This window comes from Methylobacterium sp. Leaf111 (assembly GCF_001423285.1).
Classification (GTDB): Bacteria; Pseudomonadota; Alphaproteobacteria; order Rhizobiales; family Beijerinckiaceae; genus Methylobacterium.
Map to the genome: position 1 here is coordinate 228,145 of NZ_LMNE01000045.1, position 26,285 is coordinate 254,429.

18 protein-coding genes and 1 pseudogene are annotated in these 26,285 nt (G+C 71.1%); 5 read left to right on the forward strand and 14 right to left on the reverse strand.

Going from position 1 to position 26,285, the window contains the following annotated elements; translation table 11 throughout:
• Positions 1 to 455: 455 nt before the first annotated feature.
• The 3 genes and pseudogenes from glpX to ASF41_RS17930 form a co-directional block, all read right to left on the reverse strand.
• Entirely contained in the window at positions 456 to 1,442 is a 987-nt protein-coding gene (glpX, locus tag ASF41_RS17920) for a class II fructose-bisphosphatase (RefSeq protein ID WP_056273940.1), read from the reverse strand.
• Positions 1,443 to 1,565: 123 nt separating this feature from the next.
• Positions 1,566 to 2,888: a homoserine dehydrogenase gene (locus tag ASF41_RS17925; RefSeq protein ID WP_056495525.1), complete on the reverse strand. Its 1,323-nt coding sequence runs from the start codon at positions 2,886 to 2,888 to the stop codon at positions 1,566 to 1,568.
• A 182-nt stretch (positions 2,889 to 3,070) separates the two neighbouring features.
• Positions 3,071 to 3,810, reverse strand: a pseudogene (locus tag ASF41_RS17930) (ceramidase domain-containing protein).
• Positions 3,811 to 3,950: 140 nt separating this feature from the next.
• Between ASF41_RS17930 and xth the strand changes: the two are divergent.
• Together xth and ASF41_RS17940 are read left to right on the forward strand one after the other, a co-directional pair.
• Entirely contained in the window at positions 3,951 to 4,745 is a 795-nt protein-coding gene (gene xth, locus ASF41_RS17935) for an exodeoxyribonuclease III (protein ID WP_056495529.1), read from the forward strand.
• 78 nt (positions 4,746 to 4,823) lie between these two features.
• Complete coding sequence (locus ASF41_RS17940) at positions 4,824 to 5,453, forward strand: glutathione S-transferase family protein (RefSeq protein WP_056495533.1); 630 nt, start codon at positions 4,824 to 4,826, stop codon at positions 5,451 to 5,453.
• 41 nt (positions 5,454 to 5,494) lie between these two features.
• On the opposite strand, the gene ASF41_RS17945 is transcribed toward ASF41_RS17940, so the two are convergent.
• The 8 genes from ASF41_RS17945 to ASF41_RS17980 all read right to left on the reverse strand — a co-directional run bounded on the left by ASF41_RS17945 (position 5,495) and on the right by ASF41_RS17980 (position 14,743).
• Entirely contained in the window at positions 5,495 to 6,394 is a 900-nt protein-coding gene (locus ASF41_RS17945; protein WP_056495537.1) for a tetratricopeptide repeat protein, read from the reverse strand.
• Positions 6,381 to 8,111 carry a dihydroxy-acid dehydratase gene (gene ilvD, locus ASF41_RS17950; RefSeq protein ID WP_056495539.1) on the reverse strand — a complete coding sequence of 577 codons (1,731 nt, stop codon included), beginning with the start codon at positions 8,109 to 8,111 and terminating at the stop codon, positions 6,381 to 6,383. Before ilvD ends, ASF41_RS17945 begins: the two co-directional genes overlap by 14 nt.
• Positions 8,112 to 8,461: 350 nt before the next feature.
• The gene (eutC, locus tag ASF41_RS17955) at positions 8,462 to 9,253 is read right to left on the reverse strand and encodes an ethanolamine ammonia-lyase subunit EutC (RefSeq protein ID WP_056495541.1); all 792 of its coding nucleotides are present in this window, start codon (positions 9,251 to 9,253) and stop codon (positions 8,462 to 8,464) included.
• Positions 9,250 to 10,647 (reverse strand): ethanolamine ammonia-lyase subunit EutB, encoded by a 1,398-nt coding sequence (locus ASF41_RS17960; RefSeq protein ID WP_056495544.1) that lies wholly within the window; start codon positions 10,645 to 10,647, stop codon positions 9,250 to 9,252. The genes eutC and ASF41_RS17960 overlap by 4 nt, the downstream gene beginning before the upstream one ends.
• Positions 10,648 to 10,753: 106 nt before the next feature.
• On the reverse strand, positions 10,754 to 11,614 hold the full coding sequence (locus ASF41_RS17965) for a transglutaminase family protein (protein ID WP_056221813.1): 861 nt from the start codon (positions 11,612 to 11,614) through the stop codon (positions 10,754 to 10,756).
• A gap of 92 nt (positions 11,615 to 11,706) precedes the next feature.
• Positions 11,707 to 12,303: an LUD domain-containing protein gene (locus ASF41_RS17970; protein WP_056495547.1), complete on the reverse strand. Its 597-nt coding sequence runs from the start codon at positions 12,301 to 12,303 to the stop codon at positions 11,707 to 11,709.
• Positions 12,300 to 14,003, reverse strand: a complete 1,704-nt coding sequence (locus ASF41_RS17975) for a lactate utilization protein B (RefSeq protein WP_244479698.1) — start codon at positions 14,001 to 14,003, stop codon at positions 12,300 to 12,302. The genes ASF41_RS17970 and ASF41_RS17975 overlap by 4 nt, the downstream gene beginning before the upstream one ends.
• The gene (locus ASF41_RS17980) at positions 14,000 to 14,743 is read right to left on the reverse strand and encodes a (Fe-S)-binding protein (protein ID WP_056495550.1); all 744 of its coding nucleotides are present in this window, start codon (positions 14,741 to 14,743) and stop codon (positions 14,000 to 14,002) included. The genes ASF41_RS17975 and ASF41_RS17980 overlap by 4 nt, the downstream gene beginning before the upstream one ends.
• A gap of 396 nt (positions 14,744 to 15,139) precedes the next feature.
• Here ASF41_RS17980 and ASF41_RS17985 point away from each other — a divergent pair, with 396 nt between their 5' ends.
• On the forward strand, positions 15,140 to 18,217 hold the full coding sequence (locus ASF41_RS17985) for a heparin lyase I family protein (RefSeq protein ID WP_056495554.1): 3,078 nt from the start codon (positions 15,140 to 15,142) through the stop codon (positions 18,215 to 18,217).
• 1,296 nt (positions 18,218 to 19,513) lie between these two features.
• On the opposite strand, the gene ASF41_RS17990 is transcribed toward ASF41_RS17985, so the two are convergent.
• Positions 19,514 to 20,821 carry a glycosyltransferase family 87 protein gene (locus tag ASF41_RS17990; RefSeq protein WP_244479699.1) on the reverse strand — a complete coding sequence of 436 codons (1,308 nt, stop codon included), beginning with the start codon at positions 20,819 to 20,821 and terminating at the stop codon, positions 19,514 to 19,516.
• A 161-nt stretch (positions 20,822 to 20,982) separates the two neighbouring features.
• A complete protein-coding gene (locus ASF41_RS25715) occupies positions 20,983 to 21,180 on the reverse strand; it encodes a hypothetical protein (RefSeq protein WP_056495556.1) in 198 nt (65 codons plus the stop codon).
• 520 nt (positions 21,181 to 21,700) lie between these two features.
• Here ASF41_RS25715 and ASF41_RS18000 point away from each other — a divergent pair.
• A complete protein-coding gene (locus ASF41_RS18000; RefSeq protein ID WP_056221640.1) occupies positions 21,701 to 22,780 on the forward strand; it encodes a helix-turn-helix transcriptional regulator in 1,080 nt (359 codons plus the stop codon).
• Here the strand turns inward: ASF41_RS18000 and ASF41_RS18005 are convergent.
• Entirely contained in the window at positions 22,755 to 23,732 is a 978-nt protein-coding gene (locus ASF41_RS18005; RefSeq protein ID WP_056495559.1) for a PfkB family carbohydrate kinase, read from the reverse strand. The genes ASF41_RS18000 and ASF41_RS18005 overlap by 26 nt on opposite strands.
• Positions 23,733 to 23,890: 158 nt before the next feature.
• Between ASF41_RS18005 and ASF41_RS18010 the strand changes: the two genes are divergently transcribed.
• Complete coding sequence (locus ASF41_RS18010) at positions 23,891 to 24,595, forward strand: GntR family transcriptional regulator (protein WP_244479714.1); 705 nt, start codon at positions 23,891 to 23,893, stop codon at positions 24,593 to 24,595.
• Positions 24,596 to 26,285 lie beyond the last annotated feature (1,690 nt).

Sequence of the window (26,285 nt, forward strand, 5' to 3'; positions counted from 1 at the left end):
GTGTCCGTAAAAATCTTCGTGAAGCTCTTGCGAGACAACCACAGCATTTTCAGAGTTACTCTCTTTGGTTCCATCACGGTTTCGAGAGAGCCAATAGTCGTCGGCGCAGACGATGCGGGTCGGTCGTGGGCGGGCGCGACCGATCCGTCCATTCGTCCAGCGTAGACTTGGAGATTCCCGGCGCAGGATAGCGGCATCCTGGATCCACAGCGACCTGTCCCGAAAGCGGTGGTTTCCGATCGCGGAGATGCCAGCGGATGCGGATGCCGGGTCCACCAGAGCGGCATCGATCCTCCGCCGAACGGGTTCGCCCGGTAATGGCCGAAGCGAAGATCGCTCGCACGCGATGGGACGGAGTCGTCGCGGCTGCGCGCGATCTTCCCGCGATCCTGCGGCGATCTGCAGGGCTGCGCTCGAAGAGCGTCCCCGCCGATCCGACCCCGGACGTGTCCCGCTCAGGCGTCGCCCAGCAGGCGGTGCTCGCAGAGCATGCGCCGGACGGTGCCGCTGGCCGAGCGGTAGACCACGGTCTCGGTCTCGATCAGGCCCGGCCGGAAGCGGACGCCCCGCAGCAGGGCGCCGTCGGTGACGCCGGTGGCGGCGACGATGACGTCGCCGCGGGCCATGTCGTGCAGCTCGTACTTCCGGTTCGGGTCGCTGATGCCCATCCGGGCGGCGCGCTCGCGCTTGTCGTAGCTGTCGAGGATCAGGCGACCCTGCATGTGCCCGCCGATGCAGCGGAGCACGCCGGCCGCGATCACGCCCTCGGGAGCCGCGCCGATGCCGAGATAGATGTCCGCTCCGGTCGCCTCGGCATTGGCGGTGTGGATGATGCCCGCGATGTCGCCGTCCGAGATCAGGCGGATGCCCGCCCCCGTCGCCCGCACGGCGGCGACGAGCTGCATGTGGCGGGGTCGGTCGAGGATGATGGCGGTGATCTGGGCCGGGTCGACGCCCTTGTGACGGGCGAGCGCAGCGATGTTGTCGGCCGGGCTGGCATCGAGATCGACGAGGCCGGCCGGGTAGCCGGGCCCGATGGCGATCTTCTGCATGTAGACGTCGGGGGCGGCGAGCAGGGAGCCGGCTTCCGCCAGGGCCGTCACCGCGATGGCGCCGGGCATGTCCTTGGCGCAGAGGGTGGTACCCTCGAGGGGATCGACGGCGATGTCGACCTTCGGGCCGTCGCCGGTGCCCAGGCGCTCGCCGATGTAGAGCATCGGGGCGTTGTCGCGCTCGCCCTCCCCGATCACCACGGTGCCGTCGATGGGCAGCAGGTTGAGCTCCAGGCGCATCGCGTCGACGGCGGCCTGGTCGGCCTCCTTCTCGCGGCCCTGTCCGCGCAGGCGGGCCGCGGCGATGGCGGCCCGCTCCGTGACCCGCGCCAGCTCCAGCGTCAGGGACCGGGCCACCGGCGCGCGCGATTCCAAATTGCCACCAGACATGTGAGCCTCGCGCCCCTGCGCCTCTCTCGGGCGCTCCTTATGAACTAAAATGCGCGTTTGGCATGAAGTTTCGCGCCGCGCGCGCAGTTTTCTTCGTTCATCCCCAGATCGTGCGCACGGCCCCTATTCGCGCTCGATCCGGATCAGCTGGGGGGCCTCGGCGAGCAGGCCGTCGGTCGCGATCGCGTCGAGGGCGTCCCGGATCGTGCCCTCGGTGGCGGCGTAGGTGATCAGCACCAGGGGGACCGGCTGGCCCGAGCGGCCATGCGGGTCCTTCGAGGCCGCACTCTCGGAGCGGCGCTGCAGGATGCTCTCGATGGAGATGTCGCGCTCGGCCATGCGGGTGGCGACGCCCGCGGCGACGCCGGGGCGGTCGTGCACGGTGAGGCGGATGTAGTAGCCGCCCTCGTGCCGCTGCATGGCGACGCGCTGGGACGGGCTCAGGGCGGCGGCGGGGCGTCCGAAGGTCGGGCGGCGGGTGCCGGCGGCGATGTCGGTGATGTCGGAGACCACGGCCGAGGCGGTGGCCTCGCCGCCGGCACCGGGACCAATCAGGGTGAGCTCGCCCACCGCATCCGCGTCGATGGTGACCGCGTTGGTCACGCCCATCACCTGGGCGATGGCGGAGGATCTCGGCACCATGGTCGGATGGACCCGCTGCTCGATGCCCCCGGCCGCCGCCTGTGCGACGCCGAGGAGCTTGATCCGGTAGCCGAGTTCCTCGGCCATGGTCAGGTCGAGGGGCTGGATCGCCGAGATGCCCTCGACCGAAACGCCCTCGGCGTCGACCTCGGTGCCGAAGGCGAGGCTCGTCAGGATCGCGAGCTTGTGGGCGGTGTCGAAGCCCTCGACGTCGAAGGTCGGGTCGGCCTCGGCATAGCCGAGGGCCTGGGCGTCCTTGAGGCAGGCCTCGAAGGTCAGGCCCTCGCGCTCCATCCGGGTCAGGATGTAGTTGCAGGTGCCGTTCATGATTCCGTAGACGCGCGACACGGCGTTGCCGGTCAAGCCCTCCCGCAGGGCCTTGATCACCGGGATGCCGCCGGCGACCGAGGCCTCGTAGGCGAGCGCCACGCCCGCCGCCTCGGCCTGCCGGGCGAGGGCCGCGCCGTGCTTGGCCAGCAGCGCCTTGTTGGCGGTGACCACGTGCTTGCCGGCGGCCAGGGCCGCCTCCACCGTCTGCCGGGCCGGCCCCTCGGCGCCCCCGATGAGCTCGACCACGCAATCGACCTCCCCGGAGGTCGCCAGGGCGACGGGATCGTCGAACCAAGTCACGCCGGCGAGGTCGAGGCCGCGGTCGCGGCTCCGGTCACGCGAGGAGACGGCGGTGACGCGAATCGCCTGCCCGCTGGTCTGGCCGAGGTCCTCGGCCCGGCGGGCGACCATCCGGACGACGGCGGCGCCGACGGTGCCGAGGCCGGCAACGCCGAGGCGAAGGCTCTGTGTCATGGGTGTGTTCCGTCACTCTGTCGCGCCGTGGACCTGCCGGGTCCGGGACCTGCCGCGTCCGGCGGCGGTGCGGGCCCGGCGTCGATCGGCGGAGGCGAATGCCGCGCTCGGCGCGGCCCGATCTTCTGCAACGATTTGCCGGGGGGCGCAACAAAACGGCCGGCCGTCGGGGTGACGCGGCGTTACGATCGGCGCCGACGGTAGCGGACCGCGATGGCGATGAGCGCGCAGAGCACCCCGGCATTGAGGATGTGCCAGAGGGCGTGGGTGCCAGGGGCCAGACCGGGCACACCGCCCGGTCGAGGGTGCGGAAGGCGAGCGAGACGGCGAACAGGGCGGCGACTCCCAAGAGGCCGAGCCCGGCCTCGCGCCGGGCGGGATCATGGCGGCCGAGCCCGGCCTCGCGCCGGGCGGGATCCGGGGGACCGCCCCGCGGCGCCAGCAGGCCGGCGGCGACGCCCGCCAGCGCCAGGATCGCGGGGGCGTAGGCGATCGAGCCGTTGGTGAGCGCGTCCGTCGACCGGCCGGTGAGCCCGTCGAGGGCGGGCTCCAGGCCGAGATTGACGGCCGCGAAGGCCAGGGTGGCGGCCAGCGCCGCCCCGGTCCCGAGGCCGAAGTAGCGCCGCATCGCCAGGAGGAAGTAGGCGTAGATGAAGAGCGCGATCGGGATGACGTCGGCCAGCAGCGCCCAGCGCACCGCCAGGGTGTGGAACAGGAACGAGCCGACGCCCACCACCGCCACCAGGGCGCTGAGCAGGAGGGCCGGCCTGTCGCCCGTGCGAGCGCGGCGCACGCGCGCCGCCGCCAGGGCGGCGGCGATCAGGAAGGCGCCGTTCGACAGGGCGTTGACCGGCTCCGCCCAGAAGCCGGGATCGCTGCGCTCGCAATAGGCGCAGATCGGCGTCAGCCAGTCCCGGTCCATCCGGACCTCCCCGTCATCGCCCGTCGCGCCTGCGGAGCGCAACGCCTCAACCCGAGCCTCGCCGTCGAAGCCTTGCCAGCCCGCGGCGAAGGCCCGATGACGGGCATCCACGCGCCCCAGCTCCCAGAGACTCCCTGCCCATGCGGATCGCCACCTGGAACGTCAATTCGATCAAGCAGCGCGTCGGTCACCTCGTCGGCTTCCTCGACGAGGCCAAGCCCGACGTGGTCTGCCTGCAGGAGCTGAAATGCCAGGACGAGGGCTTTCCCCGGGCGGAGATCGAGGCGGCGGGCTACGCCGTCGAGACCCTCGGGCAGAAAGCCTATAACGGCGTCGCCCTGCTGGTGCGCGCGCCCCTGGCGATGTCCGAAATCCGCCGCGGCCTGCCTGGCGACGACACCGACGAGCAGGCCCGCTACATCGAGGCGCTGATCTCCGGCGAGGGCGTGCGGCCGGTCCGCGTCGCCTCGATCTACCTGCCCAACGGCAACCCGGTCGACAGCCCGAAATACCCCTACAAGCTCGGCTTCCTGGAGCGGCTGCGGCGCCATGCGCAGGGCCTGCGCGAGGCCGAGGAGGCGGTGGTGCTGGCTGGCGACTACAACGTGATTCCCGAGCCGGAGGATGCGGCCGACCCCGAGGCCTGGCGCGGGGACGCGCTGTTCCTGCCCCGGAGCCGGGCGGCGTTCCGGGCGCTCCTCGCCGAGGGCTACACCGATGCCCTGCGCGCCTGCGATCCGCGGGCCGGCCTCTACACCTTCTGGGACTACCAGGCGGGGGCCTGGAACCGGAACGCCGGCATCCGGATCGACCACCTCCTGCTCTCGCCGCAGGCCGCCGACCGGCTGACCTCGGCCTCGGTGCGGAAGCACCTGCGCGGCCTGGAAAAACCCTCCGACCACGTGCCCGTGACGGCGGATCTCACGGACGCGTGAGCGAACGATCCGGGCGCCCGGGGGTTGGGCTCCGGCAATCTCCCACCAGAATCCCCCCAACACGGAGCAACCCCCCGCGTGAAACTCTACGGCACCAGCTACTCGCCCTACGTCCGCAAGGTGCTCGTCGCCCTGGCCGAGAAGGGCCAGGAGGCGGAGCACATCCCGCTGTTCTTCCACGACAAGGACCCGGCCTTCCAGGCGGCGAGCCCGCTGGGCAAGATCCCGGCCTTCGACGATGACGGCTTCCTGCTGGCCGATTCCTCCGCGATCCTGACCTATCTGGAGGCGAAGTTCCCGAGCCCGGCATTGTACCCGTCCGAGGCCAAGGCCCGCGGCCGCGCGATCTGGTTCGACAAGTACGGCGACACCGAGATGTTCGACGTCATCATCGCCCCCTTCGCCAACCGGGTGGTGAAGCCGAAGATGCTCGGGCAGCCCGGCGACGAGGGCGCCGTCGCCAAGGCCCTCAACGAGGACCTCCCGAAGATCTACGATTACCTCGAGGGGCAGATCGACGGGCCCTACCTCGTCGGCGACGCCTTCAGCATTGCGGACATCTCGGTGGCCACGGGCTTCCACAACCTGCACCTGGCCGGCGAATCCGTCGATGCCGGGCGCTGGCCCAAGCTTGCCGGCTACGTCGACGCCACCCTGGCGCGCCCGTCCTTCGTCACGGCGCTGGCGGCCCGGACGTCGCCGAACTGATCGCCCGAATTGGTCACCCGAAGCGGTGCGACCGTCGGCGTTCAGCGCCGGCGGCGCGCTGATCCGGTGACCTGGGCGGTGGTCTGGGAGGCCTGCGCCATCGCGGCGGCGCGGTCCTCCTCGCTGGCCGAGGCCCAGGCCTTCTCGTAGAGGGCGACGATCCAGTCGTCCTTGCGCCCCTGGGCGGCTTCCCGGGCCATCGAGAGCCACATCAGCCCGCGGGCGCGCTGGGCCGGCACGCCCTGGCCGTTGACGAGGAGCTGGCCGAGCAGGGCCTGTGCGGGGGCATGGCCCTTCTCGGCGGCGAGGTTGAACCAGCGCGCGGCCTGGCGCGCGTCGGTGTCGACGCCGGTGCCGTCGAGGTAGAGCCGGCCGAGATTGTACTGCGCGTTCGGGTCGCCGAAATACGAGGCGGCGTAGTTGAACATGTCGTAGGCGCGCTCGGGGTTCGGGCGCACGTAGGTGCCCTTGATCCCGTCGAGGAAGTAGGCGCCCAGGGCCGTGAAGGCGCTCGCGACCACGCCCGAGTTCTGGGCGTCCGGCCCCTCGTCGGTGGTGTCGTCGGCGATGCGCGAGAAGAACTCGAAGGCCTTGAGGTCGTCGTGGGGCACGCCGTCGCCCTCGGCATACATGCGGCCGAGCTTCCACAGCGCCAGGGCATGGCCCTGCTCGGCGGCGTATTCGAGGGCGCGGGCGGCACCTTCCTTGTCGCCGGCATTGTAGTCGCGCACGCCCATGCGCAGGGCCTCGCGGGCGCTGCGGTAATTGCCGCTGGGCACCGGTGTCTGGGCGGTGGCGTCGAGGGCCGCCGCCGGCAGGGCGCCGAGGAGCACGAGCCCGACCGCCGCGGCGAGCCGCCGGCCCATCGGGGCGAGCGGCCGATCCCGGGCGGCCCGGACCGGCCGCGGGGCGCGGCCGAGGGCTGTCCTAGATGTCCGCATAGGTGTGCGTCTCCTCGGCGCCGCCCGGATGGGTCACCGCGCCGTTCACCGCCGGCCCGACGGTCTGCTGGTACTTCCACAGGTAGCCGGAGGTGGCCGAGTTGGTGCGCGGCCTCCAGGCGGCGCGACGCGTCGCGAACTCCGCGTCGGAGACCGCCACGTCGAGGGTGCCCTTGATGGCGTCGAGGGTGATGACGTCGCCGTCGCGGATCAGGCCGATCGGACCGCCGACGGCGGCTTCGGGCCCGACATGGCCGACGCAGAAGCCGCGGGTGGCGCCCGAGAAGCGCCCGTCGGTGATGAGCGCGACCTTGTCGCCCATGCCCTGGCCGTAGAGGGCCGCGGTGGTGGAGAGCATCTCGCGCATGCCGGGGCCGCCCTTCGGACCCTCGTAGCGGATGACGAGGACTTCGCCCTCCTTGTAGGTGCGCTTCTGGACGGCCTCGAAGCAGGCCTCCTCGCCGTCGAACACGCGGGCCGGGCCGGTGAAGACCTGCTTGTCCTCCGACATGCCGGCCACCTTCACGATGGCGCCCTCGGGGGCGAGGTTGCCGCGCAGGCCGACGACGCCGCCGGTGGGCGTCAGGGGGGTGGCCGCGGAGCGGACCACGTCCTGGTCCGGGTTCCAGTGAACCTTCTCCATGTTCTCGGCCATGGTGCGGCCGGTCACGGTCATGCAGTCGCCGTGCAGGAAGCCGTGGTCGAGCAGCGTCTTGAGCAGGAGCGGGATGCCGCCGACCTCGAACATGTCCTTGGCGACGTAGCGCCCGCCCGGCTTCAGGTCGGCGATGTAGGGCGTCCGCTTGAACACCTCGGCGACGTCGAACAGGTCGAACTTGATGCCGCACTCGTGGGCGATGGCCGGCAGGTGCAGGGCCGCGTTGGTGGAGCCGCCCGAGGCCGCGACGGCGGCCGCCGCGTTCTCCAGGCTCTTGCGGGTGACGATGTCGCGCGGGCGGATGTTCTTGGCGATGAGCTCCATCACCTTCTCGCCCGCGGTCATGCAGAATCTGTCGCGGATCTCGTAGGGCGCCGGGGCGCCGGCCGAGTAGGGCAGCGCCAGACCGATGGCCTCGGAGACGGTGGCCATGGTGTTGGCGGTGAACTGCGCGCCGCAGGCGCCGGCCGACGGGCAGGCGACCTGCTCCAGCTCGTCGAGATCCTCGAGGGACATGTCGCCCACCGCGACCTTGCCCACGGCCTCGAACAGGTCCTGCACCGTCACCGGACGGCCCCGGAACGAGCCGGGCAGGATCGAGCCGCCATAGATGAAGATCGACGGCACGTTGAGGCGCACCATCGACATCATCATGCCGGGCAGGGACTTGTCGCAGCCGGCCAGGCCCACGAGGGCGTCGTAGGCGTGGCCGCGCATGGTCAGCTCGACCGAGTCGGCGATGACCTCGCGGGAGGGCAGCGAGGCGCGCATGCCGGCATGGCCCATGGCGATGCCGTCCGTCACCGTGATGGTGCAGAACTCGCGCGGGGTGCCGTTGGCGGCCGAGACGCCCTTCTTCACCGCCTGCGCCTGGCGCATCAGCGAGATGTTGCAGGGGGCGGCCTCGTTCCAGCAGGAGGCGACGCCCACCAGCGGCTGGTGAATCTGCTCGCGGGTCAGGCCCATGGCGTAGAGGTACGAGCGGTGGGGCGCGCGCTCGGGCCCCTCCGTGACATGGCGGCTCGGAAGCTTCGACTTGTCGGTTTTGCTCGCGTCCATCGTGTGTCTCACCGCCCCGGCCTGATACGCATGTGTGGGTTCGGCGCGACCGCGAACAGATGGGTGCGTTCCGTGGGGACCCACGGCGCGCGGCCCACCGGACCGTTTCTCGGAAAGCGTCTGAACTCCGCGGTAAAGCGTTGGGGGAACTATCGTTTACCGCGCTTGCTGAGGTGGTCCCGGTTTATGGCGGGATCGCGGCGGCGAGAGGGGTCTCCCAAGGCAAAGTCGGGATGCTTTCGGGGTGTTGCGACCTCGCCACAGCCACGCTTTGGGGTGGGATTTCTTTCGGACAACCTGAGGCGACGGCGGGGTTCGTCCCGGGTCCCCGCGCGAAGGCTTTGCCAACCTCAGGCCGGCTCGGACCCGTCGCCCAGCAGGGTCGGGCCCGGGGCGGCCGAGAGGGCGGGCCCGCTGTCGTCCTTGAGGGTCACGCCGGAGAGCCCCAGCGCGAAGGCCTGGGTCAGGAGCCAGTCGAGCTTGAACGCGGCCAACGCGTGCGAGAGCCCGGCCGGGCGCACGTTCGAGAGGCAGTTGCGCTCGGCATCCGAGCGCCCCACCCGCGGGGCGAAGGTGAGGTAGAGCCCGAGGCTGTCCGGCGAGGACAGGCCGGGCCGCTCGCCGATGATCACCACCACGGCGCGGGCCTGGAGCGCCGCGCCGATGCCGTCGCCGAGGGCCACCCGCGCCTGCGTCGCCACCACGATGGGTGCGAGTCGCCAGCCGGCCCGCGCGATGTGGGGCTGGAAGGCGGCGAGGAGGCCCGCCGCCCCCTCGTGCACGGCCCGGGCCGAGAGGCCGTCGGCGACCACCAGGGCGAGGTCCACCGGGCCGTCGCTGCGGGCGGCGAGCGCCGCGGCGCCCTCCTCCGTCAGGGTGCGGCCGAGATCCGGCCGCCGCAGGTAGGTCGCCCGGTCCGGCGCGGCGGAGGTCACGCGGAGCGTCTCGAACCCGAGGGCCGCGAGGCCCGCGCTCACCGCCTCGGCGTCGAGGGGCGTGTGCACGGCGTCCCGGGCCTGGGCATGGGCGAGGCCGAAGCGCAGGACCTCCCGGGTCGGCAGGCCGGAGCCGGCCCGGCCGAGGCCGATGCGGGCGGGGGTGAGCCGAGCGAGGCGGGCCCAGAAGTCGGCCTCGGTGCTCATGCGGCCAGCCCGGGATCGGCGAGCCCCGGCGCGGCGGCGATCAGGCGGGCGCTCGGCCCCTCCGGCAGCAGGGCGCCCTCCGCGTCGGTGAGCCCGATCCGCTCCAGCCAGGCCTCGAATTCCGGGGCGCGCTTCAGGCCGAGCACCTCGCGCAGGTAGAGGGAATCGTGGAACGATGTGGACTGGTAATTCAGCATCACGTCGTCGGCGCCGGGGATGCCCATGATGAAGGTGCAGCCGGCCGCCCCCAGCAGGGTCATCAGGGTGTCCATGTCGTTCTGGTCGGCCTCGGCGTGGTTGGTGTAGCAGACGTCGACGCCCAGCGGCACGCCCATGAGCTTGCCGCAGAAGTGGTCCTCCAGCCCGGCCCGGATGATCTCCTTGCCGTCGTAGAGGTATTCCGGCCCGATGAAGCCCACCACGGTGTTGACGAGGAGGGGCCGGAACGGCCGGGCCACCGCGTAGGCCCGGGCCTCCAGGGTCTGCTGGTCGATGCCGTGGTGCTGGCCCGCCGAGAGGGCCGAGCCCTGCCCGGTCTCGAAGTACATGCAGTTGTCGCCGACCGTGCCGCGCTTGAGGGCCAGCGCCGCCTCGTGCGCCTCCCGGAGGATCGGCAGGGTGACGCCGAAGCTGGCATTGGCCCCTTGCGTGCCCGCGATCGACTGGAACACGAGGTCGACCGGCAGGCCCCGGTTCATGGCCTCGATCGTGGTGGTGACGTGGGTGAGGATGCACCCTTGCGTCGGGATCTCCAGGCGCCGGATCAGGTCGTCGAAGAGGTGGAGCAGGCCGCTCAGGGTCGAGACGGAATCGGAGGCCGGGTTGAGGCCGATCACCGCGTCGCCGCAGCCGTAGGACAGGCCGTCGAGGATCGAGGCGGTGATGCCGGCGGCATCGTCGGTGGGGTGGTTGGGCTGCAGCCGCACGGCGAGGCGCCCCGGCAGCCCGATGGTGTTGCGAAAGCGCGTGACCACCCGGCACTTGCGCGCCACCAGGATCAGGTCCTGGTTGCGCATGATCTTGGAGACCGCCGCGGCGATCTCCGGCGTGATGCCGGGGGCGATCCGCGCCAGGGTCCCGGACGAGGCCGTCAGCAGGAACTCGCGAAAGTCGCCGACGGTGAGGTGGGCGATCTCGGCGAAGGCCCCCGCGTCGTGGGTGTCGAGGATGAGGCGCGTGACGTCGTCGGCTTCGTAGGGAATCAGGGGCCGGGCCAGGATCTCGCCGAGCGGCACCTCGGCGAGGCACCAGCGGGCCGCCACCGCCTCCTCGGCGGATTCCGCCGCCACGCCGGCGAGCCGGTCGCCCGAGCGCACCGGCGTCGCCTTGGCCATCAGGGCCGCGAGATCGGCGAAGACGTGGGTGCGGGGGCCGACGGTATGACGATAGGCCATGGCGCGATGCCCTCCGTGAACCGTTCACATCGCACGCCTGCCCGGTTCGGCAAGGGCGCGGCGATCGCGGCGCGCTAGGATGATCGGGGCGCGCTCGCCCCGGGTCTCAGGCCGCGCCTGCGTGCGGGGCCGGCTCCTCGGTGGAGATCGCGTCGACCGTGCGCTGGGGCGGGCTGCCCTGCCCGTCCGCGCGCACGATGCGGATCTGCTGGTTGACCGGCTGCATGTTGCCCCAGGGCGTCGAGAAGGCGATCTCGGCGGCGTCGCGCCCGACGCCGATGCGCACCAGGCCGTCGAGGTCGGCCTGGCGGGTCGCGTCGAACAGCCACCAGCGCCCGTCGAGATAGGCCTCGAACACCGCGTGGAAGTCGCTCGGCACGAGGCCGTGGGCATAGCAGCTGACGAAGCGGGCCGGGATGCCGAGCGCCCGGCAGAAGGCGGTGCCGATATGGGCGAAGTCGCGGCAGACCCCGGCCCGCTTGAGCAGGCTCTCGTCGGCGGTGGTCTCGCCGTCGCTGGTGCCGGGCTGGTAGGTCAGGTGGTCGTGGATCCAGTTGCAGATCGCGTTGACCCGCTGGTGGCCCTTCGGCAGGGCGCCGAACTCGGCCAGCGCGAAGGGCGTCAGCCGGTCGGACGAGACGAAGCGGCTCGGCAGCAGGAACGGCAGGATGTCGAGGGGCAGCTGGGAGATCGGCGTCTCGTTGACCGTCGCCGGGTCGGCCCGGTGCACGGTGAGCTCGACCTCGGCGCTGTATTCCAGGGCGAACTGCCCCACCGGCACGTTGACGCCGAGGTAGCGGTTCTGGAGGTCGGGCGTGATGTAGATGTCGCGCTTCAGGTTCGGCGACAGGATCAGGCTTTCGCTGAGGATCTCGACGCTACGCAGGCGCGCGACCTCGAGGTTGAAGATGAAGGTCGTGTCCGAGAGGATGTTGTAGGATAAGTTGCAGCCCAGTTGATAGCGCACCATCCGCTCCTTGCTGACAGGTCTCGCATGCATGTCGTGGCGGTCGGCATAGCAAGGATCGCGCCTCCGGGCGCGGTGTCGCGCACCGGACTTCAGCCCCGGCGCGGCACCAGGATCACCGTGAGCGAGCGCACGCCCTGCGCGCCGTGGATCAGCACGCCCTCGATGTCGGCGGTGGCCGAGGGGCCGGTGTGGAGCACGGCGTAATCGGCGCGGGCGAAGTCCGGGCGGCGGTAGGCCGCCTGGATGTTCACCAGGATGTCGGCCGGGTCGAGGAGCACCACCAGGTGCTGGGCGAGGTAGGCGACGGCGTTCACCTGCAGTTCGGCCTGCGTGAACAGCACCGAGCCGGTCTCGGCGACCCCGAACACCGCCCGCACGACGGCGACGTCGACGTCGGCGAGGTCCTGCGGCCGGGCCACGGCGCCAAGATCGCGGTTGCCCGCGATCTCCGGCACGGCCGAGGCTATGACCGACGCGCCGGCCAGGCGCTCGCGCACGCTGGCGAAGGGGTCGCCGCCGGGGTCGGCCTCGGCGAGCCGGCCGCCCATGCGCTTCAGGCGCTCGCCGAACTCGGCCACGTGGTCGTCGCCGACCAGCGGCGCGAAGAGCGGCACCTCCGGCAGGGGGTAATCGCCCGCCGGGCGGTTCTGGCGGATGCGCGCCAGGGTGGTTTCGCGGACGCTCATGTCGCACTCTTCGTCGTGTCGCCGGTCTTCGTGGTGCCGTCGGTCTTCGTCGTGTCGCCGGTCTTGGTCGTGTCGAGGGTCTTCCTGCCCCCCGCCTGGCCCATGCGGTTCTGCTTGTACCAGGCGTGGAAGGTCTGGCGCGGGGCCTCGGGCATCTCGCGGCCCTTCCCCCAGGTGTTGAGCGGGTTGTAGACGGCGAAGCGCGGCAGCACCTTGAGGGCGGAATCGGCGGCGCCGATGGCCGCCCGGTAGGTGGCCGGGCGGCTCAGGACCTGGCCCGCCGCCTTCATCATGCCCTGCTTCAGGAGCGGGATCTGGTGCTCCTCGGCCAAGACCTTCCGCCACGCGAAGATCTGCTCGTGGATGTTGATCTTCACCGGGCAGACATTGGTGCAGGAGCCGTTCATCGTCGAGGAGAACGGCAGGGTCGAGTATTTCCGCTTGTTGAAGGTCGGGTCGATGATCAGCCCGATCGGCCCCGAATAGGTGGCGCCGTAGGACAGGCCCCCCGAGCGCCGGTAGACCGGGCAGGTGTTCATGCAGGCGCCGCAGCGGATGCATTTCAGGGACGTCCAGAACTCCTCCATGCCGAGGCGCTCGGAGCGGCCGTTGTCGACCAGCACCATGTGCATCTCGGTGCCCGCGCGGGGCGCGCGGAAGTGCGAGGTGTACTGGGTGATCGGCGAGCCCAGCGCCGAGCGCGAGAGCAGGCGCAGGAACACGCCGAGATGCTCGATGCGCGGGATCAGCTTCTCGATGCCGATGGAGTGGATCTGGAGCTTCGGCACGTTGCCCGAGAGATCGGCATTGCCCTCGTTGGTGCAGGTCACCACCGTGCCGGTCTCGGCGATGGCGAAGTTGCAGCCGGTGAGCCCCGCATCCGCCTCCAGGATCAGCGGGCGCGTGTGCATGCGCTGGCTCTCGGCGAGGTAGTGGGCGTCGTCGTTCTCGGGGTCGGTTCCCATGGTGCGGGAGAAGACCTCGGCCACGTCGAAGCGGGTCTTGTGCACGGCCGGCACCACCACGTGGCTCGGCTCCTCGTTGTCGAGCTGCTGGATGCGCTCGCCGAGATCGGTCTCGATCACTTCGATGCCGGTGCCGGCCATGTAGTGCCGGAAGCCGCATTCCTCGGTGAGCATCGACTTCGACTTGATCAGCGACTTGGCGCCGTGATCCTTGAGGATGCCGTGCACGATGCGGTTGTGCTCGGCCCCGTCGGCGGCCCAGTGCACGTGCACGCCGTTGGCCTTCGCCTGGGCCTCGAACTGCTCGAGGTAGCGGTCGAGGTTCGCCAGGGTGTGCGTCTTGATCTGGGAGGCGAGCTCGCGCAGCTCCTCCCATTCGGGGATGCCGAAGGCGGCGGTGTCGCGCTTGGAGCGCAGGTCCCAGAGCCGGGCGTCGTGCGCCTTCTGGTGCAGCGGCGCGGCGAGGAAGCGCTCGGCGGCCTCGGCCTGGTCGATGGGCCGGTCGCCGCGGATCTTGGCGCCGCGCGGCTGCGGCTCGCGGGGCGCCTTCGGGGAGATGGCCTCGGCCGAGATCGGCCGCGAGGCGCCCTCCGCGTGCTGCAGGCGCCGGCCGTCCTGGCCCCGCTCGCTCTCGTCGTTCGCGGCCAGCACCTCGGGATGGATCACGCCGTCGCGGCGGGCATCGTCGCGGGGTCGAAGGTTCTCCCGGGGACGGAGTTCGTCGGAGGCGCTCATGCGGTCGCTCCATTCAGGATGCGGGCGATGTGGATGTACTTGAGCGGCACGCCGAGCCGCTCGGCGCAGCCCTTCTGGTGCATCAGGCAGGAGGAATCGGCCGAGACGACGTAGGCGGCCCCGGCCTGGGCGTGGTCCGCGACCTTGTCGTAGCCCATCTTGGCCGAGACGGCGGGCTCGAACACCGAGAAGGTGCCGCCGAAGCCGCAGCACTCGTCGGGCCGGGCGGGGGCCACGATCTCGATGCCCTTGACCTTCTTCAGGAGATCCAGGGGCTTGGAGAAGAACGGCGCGTTCAGCTCGGACGGGCGGGCGTGGTGGATGCCCCGGAGCGCGTTGCAGTTGCCGTGGTAGCCGACCTTGTGGGGGAACTCGGCCCAGGGGAATTCATCGACCTTGAGGATGTCGTGCAGGAACTCGACCAGCTCGAAGGTCTTGGCCCGCACCGCCTTGACCTCCTCGGTCTGCGGGATCGCCGTGAGGTGCTCGCGCACCTGGTGCACGCAGGAGCCGGACGGGGCCACCACGTAGTCGAACGGGGCGAAGTTCTTCACGAACAGGGCCTCGGTGGCGACGGCCTCGGCGTGGCAGCCGGTGTTGGTCATCGGCTGGCCGCAGCAGGTCTGGTCGAAGGGGTAGTCCACGTCGAGCCCGAAGCGCTCCAGCAGCTCCAGGGTGGCCACCCCCACCTCCGGCTCGAAGGCGTCGACGTAGCACGGCACGAACAGTCCGATGCGCATGGCGTTCCCTGGTCCCGCGCCCGCCGGGACACCCCGCCGGCCGCCTTTGGAAATGTTCTACTCTGGGGTCGGGTTTAGAGCATCGGACCGGAAAGGGGAAACCGGTTTCTCGGGCGCGCGGGTGTCGACGGGTACCGCGAGGCGCACCCCGCAGGGGGTGGGCGGGCCGGTCGAGGCGGCCCTACTGGCCCCGTCCCGCTGTCCGATCCCGGCGCCCGCGCCGTTCCGGCCGCGCCGCGTGGGATGCGGGCGCGGCAAGGTTTTGATACGCCTCGGAAAGGTAAATGAAATTTCAAATCAAACACAAGATTTGCGCCACTGAGAGGAATAGAATGTATTAACTTGGACGATACAACGTTCGCATCAGGTCAATTCAGGTCACGGTGCGAGGACGGCATGGGCGCGGTCATTGTCGACGCGAAGGATTGGAAGGCGGGCAGCCCGATCTATTATCTGATGGGGCTCGGCAATGACGTTTACGACGTTCTCAATGCCGGCTCGGGTTACTCCTACGACACCAACGCCTCCTACGCGCTGACCTCCACGGACAACAACACGCTGCGCTTCGAGGTCCGCTCGGGCGACAGCAACTGGTACGACAAGCAGCGGAACGGCGCCGAGCGCTCCGAGGTGTCCAGTCGCGAACTCATCAAGCAGGGCGTTCCGGCCGAGATTGCCTACAAGTTCACGCTCGAGCCCGGCGCGGCGAACACCGCCAAGGGCTGGCTCGCCTTCGGCCAGCTGATCCAGGACGCCTCCGACGGCCAGGCCGGGGCGCCTCCCGGCATGTCGATCAACATGGTCGGCGAGAAGATGTCCGTGATGGTGCGCTATCGCGATGCGAACGGAACGATCGTCGAGAAGGCGGTCTTCCTCGACACGCAGGACATCCAGCGCGGCCACACCTACGACATGGACATCAAGGCGGTGTTCGACCCCACCGGCAACGGCCGGCTCGTCGTCGTGCGCGACGGCCAGGTGATCGCCGACTACACCGGCCCGATGGGCTATGCCGACACCAAGGGCGTCTACTGGAAGGAGGGCATCTACCGCTCGCCCGCCGCGGAGACGATCGCCGCGACCTATTCCGACCTGCAGATCAACATCGGCGACATGGTCGAGATCCCCAAGGCGGGCGCGGCCTATGTGGCGGCGGCCGCGGCGCCGACGCTGGCTCTTTCGAGCGGCACCCTGGCCAAGGACGGGACCCTCACCGCCACCTTCAAGGGTGGCGCGCCGGCCGGTGCGATCGTCAAGATCTACGACGGTGCGCAGCTCGTCGGGCAGGCTGTGAGCGGCGCCGACGGCGCCTACGCCCTCAAGATCCCGGGCGTCACCGCGGGCAGCAATGTCTTCACCGCGACGGCCACCGACGCCGCGGGCCACCTGAGCAAGGTGTCGACGGAGGTCGTCGTCGAGGTCGGCACGGCGGCGGACATCCTCGGGCGCATCGATGCCATCGCGGCGAAGACGGACCTGGCGGGCGTCTACCTGACGGACAAGCACGTGTTCACCGTGTCCTCGGTCGCGCAGATGCAGAGCATGAACGCCCTCGACAAGGAGGTGCTCGCCAAGATCGACGGCGGATACCAGTTCCAGTTCTGGAGCGGGACGGCCGACAATCGGACCATGACGCGCTACGACGCCGACGGCACGCTGGTGAACAGCTACACGGCCTTGACCAAGGACGGAGTTCTCGTCCGCGAAACCTTCGTCGATGCGACCGAGGCGGCCAGCTACGCACGCGAAGTCTACCAGTACGGCATCACCGGCAAGAGCTACACCACCATCTACCAGGCCTACGACAAGGCCGGCAACGTCGTGCTCACGACCCGCAGCCACGCGGACGGCACCCTGGACTACTGGTCGAAGGTGGATGCCAGCGGAACGCTGACCAAGGTCTACGACGCCGCCGGCAAGCTCAAGTCCACGAATCTCGCCGGCAGCGACGGCGTCACGGTCGCTTCCAACTACAACGCCGCCGGCGACCTCGCGAACAAGACCACGACCTACGCCGACAAGTCGACCGACACGCAGATCTTCACCAACGGTGTCCTGACGAACGAGTTCGTGACGCATGCCGCCGGCAGCCTGGTCATGAAGGAGACGTTTACCTACAACATCGTGGGGCAGTCCTACGTCGCCCTGCACCAGAGCTACTCGGCCGCCAACCAGCTCCTGACCGAATTCAAGACCCGGGCGGACGGCTCGTACGACACCATCACCTGGCTGGCCACCGACGGCTCGACCCGCACGCGCATCTACGACGTCGCCCAGCGTCTCACCTCCGAGAAGATCGTGCTGGCCGACAAGTCGACCGATGTGAAGACCTACGTCGCCGGCGTGCAGACCCGCGAGGTCATCACCCGCGCCGACGGCACGAAGGAGGCCTGGGACTTCGGCATCTCCGGCAAGGCCTATGGCAGCATCCACCGCTGGTACGACGCCTCGGGCAAGCAGACCAAGCTCGAATACGTGGCCGAGAAGTGGGTCGACACCAAGTTCGCCCCGGTCCTGGGGCTGGGCACCGAGCCGGCGCCGACCCTGGCCATGGTGCAGGGCCGCGGCGCCCATGCGGGAATCGGCCCCGTGATGGGCCCTGCGCCGACGGCGGAGACCCAGATGGTCGGCGGGGCGCTCGTGGCGGTGCTGAAGGGCGAGGCGCTCGCGGGCTCGGCCGTGATGATCTACGACAACGGTCAGCCCATCGGCACGACGACGGCCGCGGCCAACGGCAGCTACAGCTTCAAGACGGCCGGACTCAGTGCCGGTCCGCACGTGCTCAGCGCCGCGACGCTCACCGAGGCCGGCCTCCTGAGCAAGAACTCCGACACGGTCGCCGCCTACGTCATGACCTCCGCGGAATTCGTGAAGCAGATCGGGGCGATCGGCGCCACGGCGGGGCTGGCCGGCGTCTGGCTCACGGACGGCAACGTCCTCACCGTGCCGGCCGGGCGCGTGGCCCAGTATGTCGAGCGCTACGGCGCCGCCCTCAAGGCGATCAAGGGCGATGGCTACAGCTTCGCGGTGAAGAGCGGCACGCCCGACAACCAGACCGTCTCGTCCTACGATTCCGCCGGCACCCTCCAGGACGTGGTGACGCGCTCCTACAAGGATGGACGCCTCGTCAAGGAGACGGTGGTCCACAACGAGGCCGACGCGGCCTATGCCCGAGAGGTCCACCAGTACGGGTTCACCGGGAAAAGCTACGTCGAGACCTATCAGGGCTACGACACGGCCGGAAACCTCGTGCTCTCGACCCGCACACGCCGACGGCAGCCTGGACTACCAGGCGGTGCGCGAGGCGGACGGCACGACGACGATGCGCTTCTTCGACGCCAAGGGTGTCCTGGCCTCGACCACCGTCGCCGGCACCGACGGCAGTTCGAAGACCGTCACGGTCGACGCCGCCGGCCACGTCACCTCGGTCAACGAGGTCCACGCGGACAAGTCGGCGGTCGCGACGGTCTATGACGGCGCGGCGGTCAAGTCGACGACGGTCACGCACGCTCCGGGCGAAGCCATCGGCAAGGAGGTCTTCGAGTCCGGCATCAAGGGCCTCGCCTACACGGCCACCCACACCTCCTACGATGCGGCCGGAAAGGTCGTCGCGATCGAGCGGACCGACGCCGACGGACATCTCGTCTCGACGCTGAAGACCGGCGCGGACGGCACGACGACCACGGAAAGCTACATCGGCGGCGTGCTGGACGAGCAGATCGTCAAGTACGCGGCCGGCGCCTCGATCGCCAAGATGGTGTTCGACTTCACGCCGCAGGACGCGACGCACGCCTCGCTGGGCACGGCCTTCGACGCCGCCGGGCGCACGCTCTACACCGACGCGCTGCACCGCGACGGCAGCCACGACGTGACGGTCCTGGCGCGCGGCGTCACGGTCGGGTCCTCCCCGTCGGACGACCACTTCACCAGTGCCGGCGCCGACACCTTCGTCTTCAAGGGCGGGTTCGGCCACGACACGATCTCGGGCTTCAACGCCGGCACGAGCTCGCTCCACGACGTCCTCCAGTTCGATGCGGGGGCCTTCCTCCACGACAACCCGATCTGGTCGGCGCGGGACGTCGGCAACGACGTGGTGCTGACCACCATCAGCCACGACACCGTGACGCTGCTCGGCGTCCACAAGGACCAGCTCGTGTTGAGCGACTTCCTCATCGCCTGAGGCGTCGCGGCCGGGCTCGGGGGGGGCATCCGCGAGGCCGGTTTGCCCGGCCTCCGGGCGCTGGCCGGGCCGGACCCTACGGCGCCCCCGCCACGGCGGGGGCCGAACGCCGCCGCGCTACCGTCCGTCCCGGGCGCCGGCCCGAGTCGGCGCCCTGCCTCGGCGATCCCGGCCGGAGCCGCGCGACACGAAAGGGGGCGTCGGGATCGCTCGCGGCCCCCTGCCCCCCGCGTTGCGGCTGAGGGGCCGGGAAAACGGAAATCCGCGCCGGGCGCGGAACGGATGTCGGGCTCAGGGATCGGCCCTCCGCTCACGCCCCGCCGCTCGAATCCAACCGCTCAAGCCCCCCCCCGCGAAACCCCGGAGGCCTCCCGGCCGACGTCCGCGCCGGCGCCCGGGAAGGTCAGGCGCGGCGCGCGGGGGACGCCTCCGTGATCGTCCGTGTCCCGGACGGTCCCGACCCGATCCGACCTGGCCCCGTGACCACGAGCCCGAAGACCGGGACGAACCCGCCGCCGGCCGGCAGGGCCAGGGTCGGGCGGTGCGTCAGGGGTCCCCCCTGGACCGGGCACGGGGTGGCCGGTCGGATCTCACGCGCGCGGCGCGGACTCCCGGTGCCCCAGGCCGCCCGGCCGCGGGGCCGTCGACGGACCGGGGCGCGTCGGGGCCCCGCCGGGGTGGAGCACCCGGAGGGCGACGCAGGCGAGCACGGCCAGGGCCAGCCCGAGCCCGAGGGGCACCCCCGTCAGGTCGGCGACGAGGCGCGGCAGGGCGAACAGGGGCGTCGCGCACAGGAGGGCCCGCTCCGGCCAGCGCAGGCCGCCGGCGTCCCGGGCCGCCAGGACGAGGAACAGGGTCGCGGGCACCAGGGGCGCGAGGTCGTAGACCGGCAGGTAGGGCGAGAGCAGCGGCACCGCGGCGAGGAGAGCGGCGGCGCGCAGGGGCGCGGGCGTCGGCCCGCGCCAGCTGCGCAGCGCCAGCGCCAGCGCCGCCAGGGCGACGAGGCCCTGGAAGGCCCAGGCGGCGGCCATCGTGCCGCCCGCGAGCCGCACCGCGCCGAAGGCGCTGGCGTTGACGTCGAGGCCCGCCCCGGCGTCCCGGAGGATGATCTGGTTGGTGGTGCCGAGAGTCCGGAGGAAGCCGATCCAGGGCGCCGGGCCGAACGCCGCCAGGGCGGCGGCGGCGAGGGCGAGCATGGTGGCGAGGCAGGCGCCCAGGCAGGCCCGGCGGCCGGTGGCCAGGAGCAGGAGCGGCGCCAGCACCGCGAAGTGCGGCTTGTAGCAGAGCAGCCCGAAGCACAGCCCCGCGAGCCAGGGGCGCCGGTCCACCAGGGTCGCGCCCAGGGTCAGGAGCGCGGCGGTGAACAGGGCGTTCTGGCCGTAGACGAGCGTGCAGAAGACGAGCGGATGCGCGAGCGCGATCCCGGCCCCGTCGCGGCACCCGGCCGCGAGTCCCATCGCGAGGGCGAACAGGCCGACGGACAGCGCGGTCCAGAGCCAGAAGGCGGCCTGCGGCTCCCACACCGCCAGGGCGGCGGCCGGCAGCAGGAACACCGGCGGGTAGTGCCAGGCGAAGCGGCAATCCGGCCCGAACGCGGCCTTCAGGTTCGCGAGGTGCACCGGCAGGTCGTAGGGCTCGCCGGCGCGGCCCTCCAGCGCGGCCCGGCCCGCGACCCAGATCTGGCTGAAATCCACGCCGAGCACGTCGCCCCGCCAGTTCCGCCGCGGCTCGGGGCCGGTGCCGTACAGCACCGCCACCACCCCGAGGGTCAGGGGCACGAGGATCCAGGCGGCGCGCCGGGCAAAGGCCAGGAGGCGCGCATCGGAGCCCACCAGGTCCGCGAACGCGGCGCGCCAGGCGCCGCGCGGCGCAGGCGCGGTTGCGTGCCGTCCCGTCATGGCCATTCCGATCACACGCACCAGGAACGCTCCGGGGCACGGGCGGCCGCGACGACGGTCCCGACCCGGGCGGCCGGAGGCTGTGTCCGCCCGGCTTCAGTAAGGCCGAAAGCGCTTAACAAACGGCGCCCGGCCCGGGTGGATGCGGTCCGGCCGGCGTGTCAGCGGGCCGCCAGGGTTCCGTCGGTCAGGTGGACCGTTGCGACGCCGAGCCCGGTGGCGAGGCCGGTGGGCAGGGCGCCCGCGAGGGTGCGCCGGATGCAGAGAAGGCTCGTCGGGCCGATGGGCGCGGCGATGGACAGACTCCGGCTCGCGCCGGCCGGCAGGGCCGTGGCGATGACGCTCACGGCGCCCGCCACGGGCGCCTCGTCGACCTCCGTGCGGTCGCGGGCGACGAATCCCGCCCGTGGCGCGACCGTCGCGAGGGTCGCCTCCGGGGAGCCGATCGGCCCGCGCTTCAGGGCCGAGGAAGCCTGGGCTCAGGCGAGATCGGGCCCGTCGTTCCGTTCGTCGGCCCGCGTCGCGGTGCAGGACAGGACGACGACGGCGCTGGCGCAGAAGGTCCTGATGGCGGGATCCTCCGAAACGCGGACAGTCTCGGCAGGTCCGGAAGGCACGGCCGCGGCCGTTCCGGTCGCTGCCGGCTCCGGCCGGTGCCCCGGCCCCGTCGAAAAAGCACCGTCTCGCCAGGGGTTTGCCGCGTACCGCGCGACCGGCCGGGGACCGCCCGCCGCACCGCCCTCCGCGGGCGGAGGGACCTGCCGCCGGCCCCGCGCCCGGCTCGGGCCGGCGACATCCCCCATTCGGAGGATACCGCCGCCGGTTTTGGACTGATATTGGTCTTATCAAGATCAGACACATCATCAGTGGGGCGGGCCGATGCGGGAAACTCTGATCGACCGGATCTATGAAGCGGCCGGCACGCCCGAATTCTGGCCGGACGTCCTCCAATGCTTCGGAGAGACGGCGCATTCGGATGGCGGCGTGCTCATGGTCCTGCCACCCGCGGGCACGCCGCGCTGGATCGCCTCCCCGTCCCTCGAGCGCCGCCTGCGGCATCACACCGACGCCGCGTCCTGGCGGGGCAGCGGGCGCACGGCGCAGTGGCGCGCCCTCGCCCAGGGGAGCTTCGTCCGCGACGTCGACCTGCTGCCGGGTTCCTATGACGGCCGGTCCTCCCGGGTCGACGAACCGTTCTGGCAGGTGGGGACGACGATCCCCCTCCCCACCGGCGACGTGGCGATCGTCACGGCCGAGCGCCGGGCCGAGGCCGGTCCGCACGAGGCCGGCCTCCTGCCGCGCCTCGATGCCCTGCGGCCGCATCTCGTCCGCGCCTGCCGGCTCGGGGCGCGATTCGGCTCCGGGCGCGCCCGCACCACCACCACGGCCCTCAACCGGATCGGGCTGCCGGCCGCGGTCCTGTCGGCCTCGGGGCGGGTCCTGGCCATGAATGCCCGCCTGGAGGAGCAGGACGAGATCCTGCCCTCGGGCCAGCATGGCGGCCTCCTGTTCAAGAGCCTGGCCAACAGCAAGCTCCTGCAGGACGCGATCGCCGACGTGGTCGCCGGCCGGCGCGCGGCCCAGACCATGCCGGTGCGCGGCTACGCCGACCGCCGCGCCCGCATCGCCCACATCCTGCGCTTCGACCGACACCCCGGCGACGTCTTCGACGCCTCGGCGGTGCTTCTCATCCTGGTGCAGGTCGGCGCCCGGGCGGCGCCGGATGACGGCCTCCTCCACCTGCTGTTCGACCTGACCCCGGCGGAGGCGCGCCTGCTCCAGGCCCTGGCCGGGGGCCTGCGCCTGCAGAGCTATGCCGAGAGCGTCGGCGTCCAGACCAGCACGGTGCGGACCCAGCTCACCTCGATCTTCAACAAGACGGGCACCAAGCGGCAGGCGGAACTCCTGAGCATCGTGGCCTCGCTCTCGATGTTCAGCGGGCCGTCGGCCCCGTGCTGAGGCCCGCGTCGCCGGAGGCGGCGTCCGGCCCGGCCCCGTCCAGGAAGGCCTCCAGCACGGCGGCGGTGGGGAAGGCGTCGAAGGCGCCGAACTGTGCGGTGGCCAGCGCCCCGCAGGCCGCCGCCCGCCGCAGGGCCGCGCCGAGGGGCGCCTTCGCCAGCAGGGCCGCCATCAGGCCGGCCGCGAAGGCATCGCCCGCCCCGACCGTATCGACGGACGCCACCGGGAAGGCCGGCTGGCGCAGGGGCGGCAGGCCGGGGCGGAACGCGACCGCGCCGCGCTCCCCCAGGGTGACCACGAGGTGGTCGAGGCCCCCGTCGAGGAGGGCGGCGATGGCGGGCGTCGGGCGCCGCGTCTCGGCCAGGGCCTCGGCCGGGCCGAGGCCGAGCGCGGCCGCCTCGATCCCGTTGACGACGAGGAGCGTGGTGCCGGCCAGGATCGCGGGGTCGAGGGGGCGCATCGGCGACGGGTTGAGCAGGGTGGGCAGGCCCCGCGCCCGGGCCAGGGCGAAGGCCTCGCGGATGGGGGCATCCGGGGATTCGAAGGTCGCCGCCACGAGGTCGGCGGCCGCGACGCGGTCGGCCGCCGCCCGGACATCCGCCGCCGTCAGGGCGAGGTTGGCCCCGAGGCAGACCGCGAGGCAGTTCTCGCCCGCCGGATCGACGAAGGCGACGCCGGCGCCGGTCGAGCCCGCATGCGGCACCAGCATGGTCTCGGGAAAGCCCACCTGCGCGAAGGTCGAGCGGACCACCGGGGAGAACACGTCCGCGCCGACGGCGAAGAGCCCGTCCACCCCGACGCCGAGCCGGTGCGCGGCCAGCGCGAGGTTGAAGCCCTTGCCGCCGGGCTCCGCGCGGAAGGCCGAGCCCCCGAGGGATTCGCCCGCCTGCGGCAGCCGCGGGACCTTGACCGAGCAGGCGATCACGAAGCTGCCGATGACGAAGACCCGCATGGAGCACCCCGGCCCGATCCGATATAAGTATTCGTACCGGAGGTCGGACGGACGTGCGCCCCAGAAATCCAACGATACACGGCGATGTCGCGCCGGATCCGGCGGCCGGTGATCGCCCCTCGGTGCTGTCCCTCCTGCGGCTGCGCGCGGACACCGCCATGCCGCTCTACCGGCAGATCGAGGGCCAGCTGCGCGAGCTGATCCTGTCGGGCTCCCTGCCGCCGGGCGTCATCCTGCCGGCCGAACGGCAACTGGCCGACAGCCTCGGCGTCAGCCGCGTCACGGTCCAGCGCGCCTATGCCGAGCTCAGCGACGAGGAGCTCCTCGTTCCCCGCGGACGCTCCGGCTTCCTCGTGCGCCACCGCCCCGAGCCGGTGCGCCCGGGCATGGACCGCCTCAAGGGCTTCACCGAGGAGATGCGGGAGCTGGGCAAGATCCCCTCCTCCCGCATCCTGGAGCGGGTGGTCGCCGAGGACCGCTCGATCGCCTCGATCTTCGGCCTGCCCTCCACGGCCCCGTTCCTGCGGCTGACCCGCGTGCGCTCCGGCGACGGCGTGCCGATGTCCCGGGAGGTGGCCTGGTACAACATCCGGGCCGTGCCCAGCCTGGAGACCGGCGACCTCTCCGGCTCGGTCTACGCCTTCCTGGCCGAGCACCCGGGCGGCCGCCTCGTGCGTTGCGAGCAGACCGTGGAGGCGACGATGCCGAATGCGGCCGAATGCGAGATCTTCGCCTTCGCCCAGCCCCTCCCCTGCCTGCTGATCAAGCGCCACAGCTACAACCGCGACACCGTCATGATCGAGTATGTCGAGGGCCTGTTCCGCGGCGACGCCTACCGCTACCGCCTGAACCTGAGCACCTGATCCGGGCTCCGCTCGATCGAGGCGGTGCCCGGATCGGCAAGCCTGCGCGGCCCTTGAGCGAAGCCCAGATCCGGTCTCCCGAAGGGATCGAACGGATGGGCCGGGTCCCCCCTCCGGTTGGTTCCTGCGGCGCCCCTCACCCCAACCCTCCCGCACACGGGAGGGGGGCCGTTCCGCACGTGCCAACCGAAGCGATCAACCGGACGCGGTCGGCGGCGCGGCCGAAGGGCCGTGCGCCGCGTCCGCAGCCTCGGACGCCTGTCCGCCAGAATTCGCGCGAAGCATCTAATCATTTTTCGTTATTCAAAGAACCAAAGGTTTGATTTTACTCGTTGTCCCGCTGCGGTACGTAAAATTGAACGAAAAGACGGCAGTGTTATCGTCTAGTGGCGAACGGTTGTTCTGGCGGCCTGATCTTTACTGACGCTCGTCTGGCTTCTCCGGAGCGCGCATCGGACCCTGTCCGCGTCGATAGATAAGCTGTGGTCGTCGTTGTTCGTATTTTTCTGTCGTAGGGAGACAGGGACGCCATGTATACGATTGACGGTAATCTCGGGGAATGGGCGCCTTCCGACCGTCTGAATCCCATCGACGGCGGGCCGATGGATTACGGCCTCTACGGGCACATCGAGGGCGGCGTGGCGACCTTCGCCATCACGGCACCCGCCGGGACCGCCATCGGAACCTTCACCACGATCTGGCTCGACACCGATGCCAACACGGCGACCGGATACCAGATCTTTGACCTCTACGGCGGCTACGACTTCAACATCAACATCGCGCCGGACGGGCAACCGTATCTCTATACGGGCGTCGACGGGGGGACACTCGTCTCGGTCACGCCCCTCACCCACGCCTACAACGCCGATCGCTCGGTGCTGGAACTCAGCCTCCCGACGGCCCAGATCGGCGGGCCGACCAGCCTGAACGTTTTCGCGGACGTCAACAACGCGGTCTTCATTCCGGGCGATTATGCGGCCGGCCCCTACACGATCGCTGAGACCAATCAGCCCGGAGACCTGACGCTGTCCGGGCTGACCGACGGCAATGCGTCCGAAGGCACGCCCATCGTGGCGACCCTCACCGATGCCGATGGCCTCGTGCCCGGTGGGCCGGCGCTCTACACCTTCCTGGATATCGTCGCGAATCAGGTGCTGCAGGCCACCGATTCCAACAGCTACACGCCGACCTACGGCGACAGCGGCAAGATCATCGCCGTCACGGTCACCTACACCGACGCCCTGGGGCACGCCGACTCGGCCTCGGCCTCGGCCGGCAGCGTCACGGACGTGGACCGCGCCGGCAGCGTCCTCCTGTCGGGCTCGGTGGCGGAAGGCCAGACCATCAGCGCCAGCCTGTCGGACCCCGACGGTCTCCCGGCACCGGGGGGCGTGACTTACGCCTTCCAACTCGACGGCGGCACGGTCGAGACCAACACCTCCGGCGAGTTCACCCTCGGCTACGGCGATGCGGGCAAGGTGCTCTCGGTGGTGGCGAGCTACACGGATGCGCAAGGGCACGCCGGCATCGCCTCCGCCGTGGGCGGCAGCGTGGCGGACGTGGATCGCGCCGGCAGCGTCCTCCTGTCGGGCTCGGTGACGGAAGGCCAGACGATCAGCGCCAGCCTGTCGGATCCCGACGGGGTCCCGGCACCGGGCGGCGTGACTTATGCCTTCCAGCTCGACGGCAG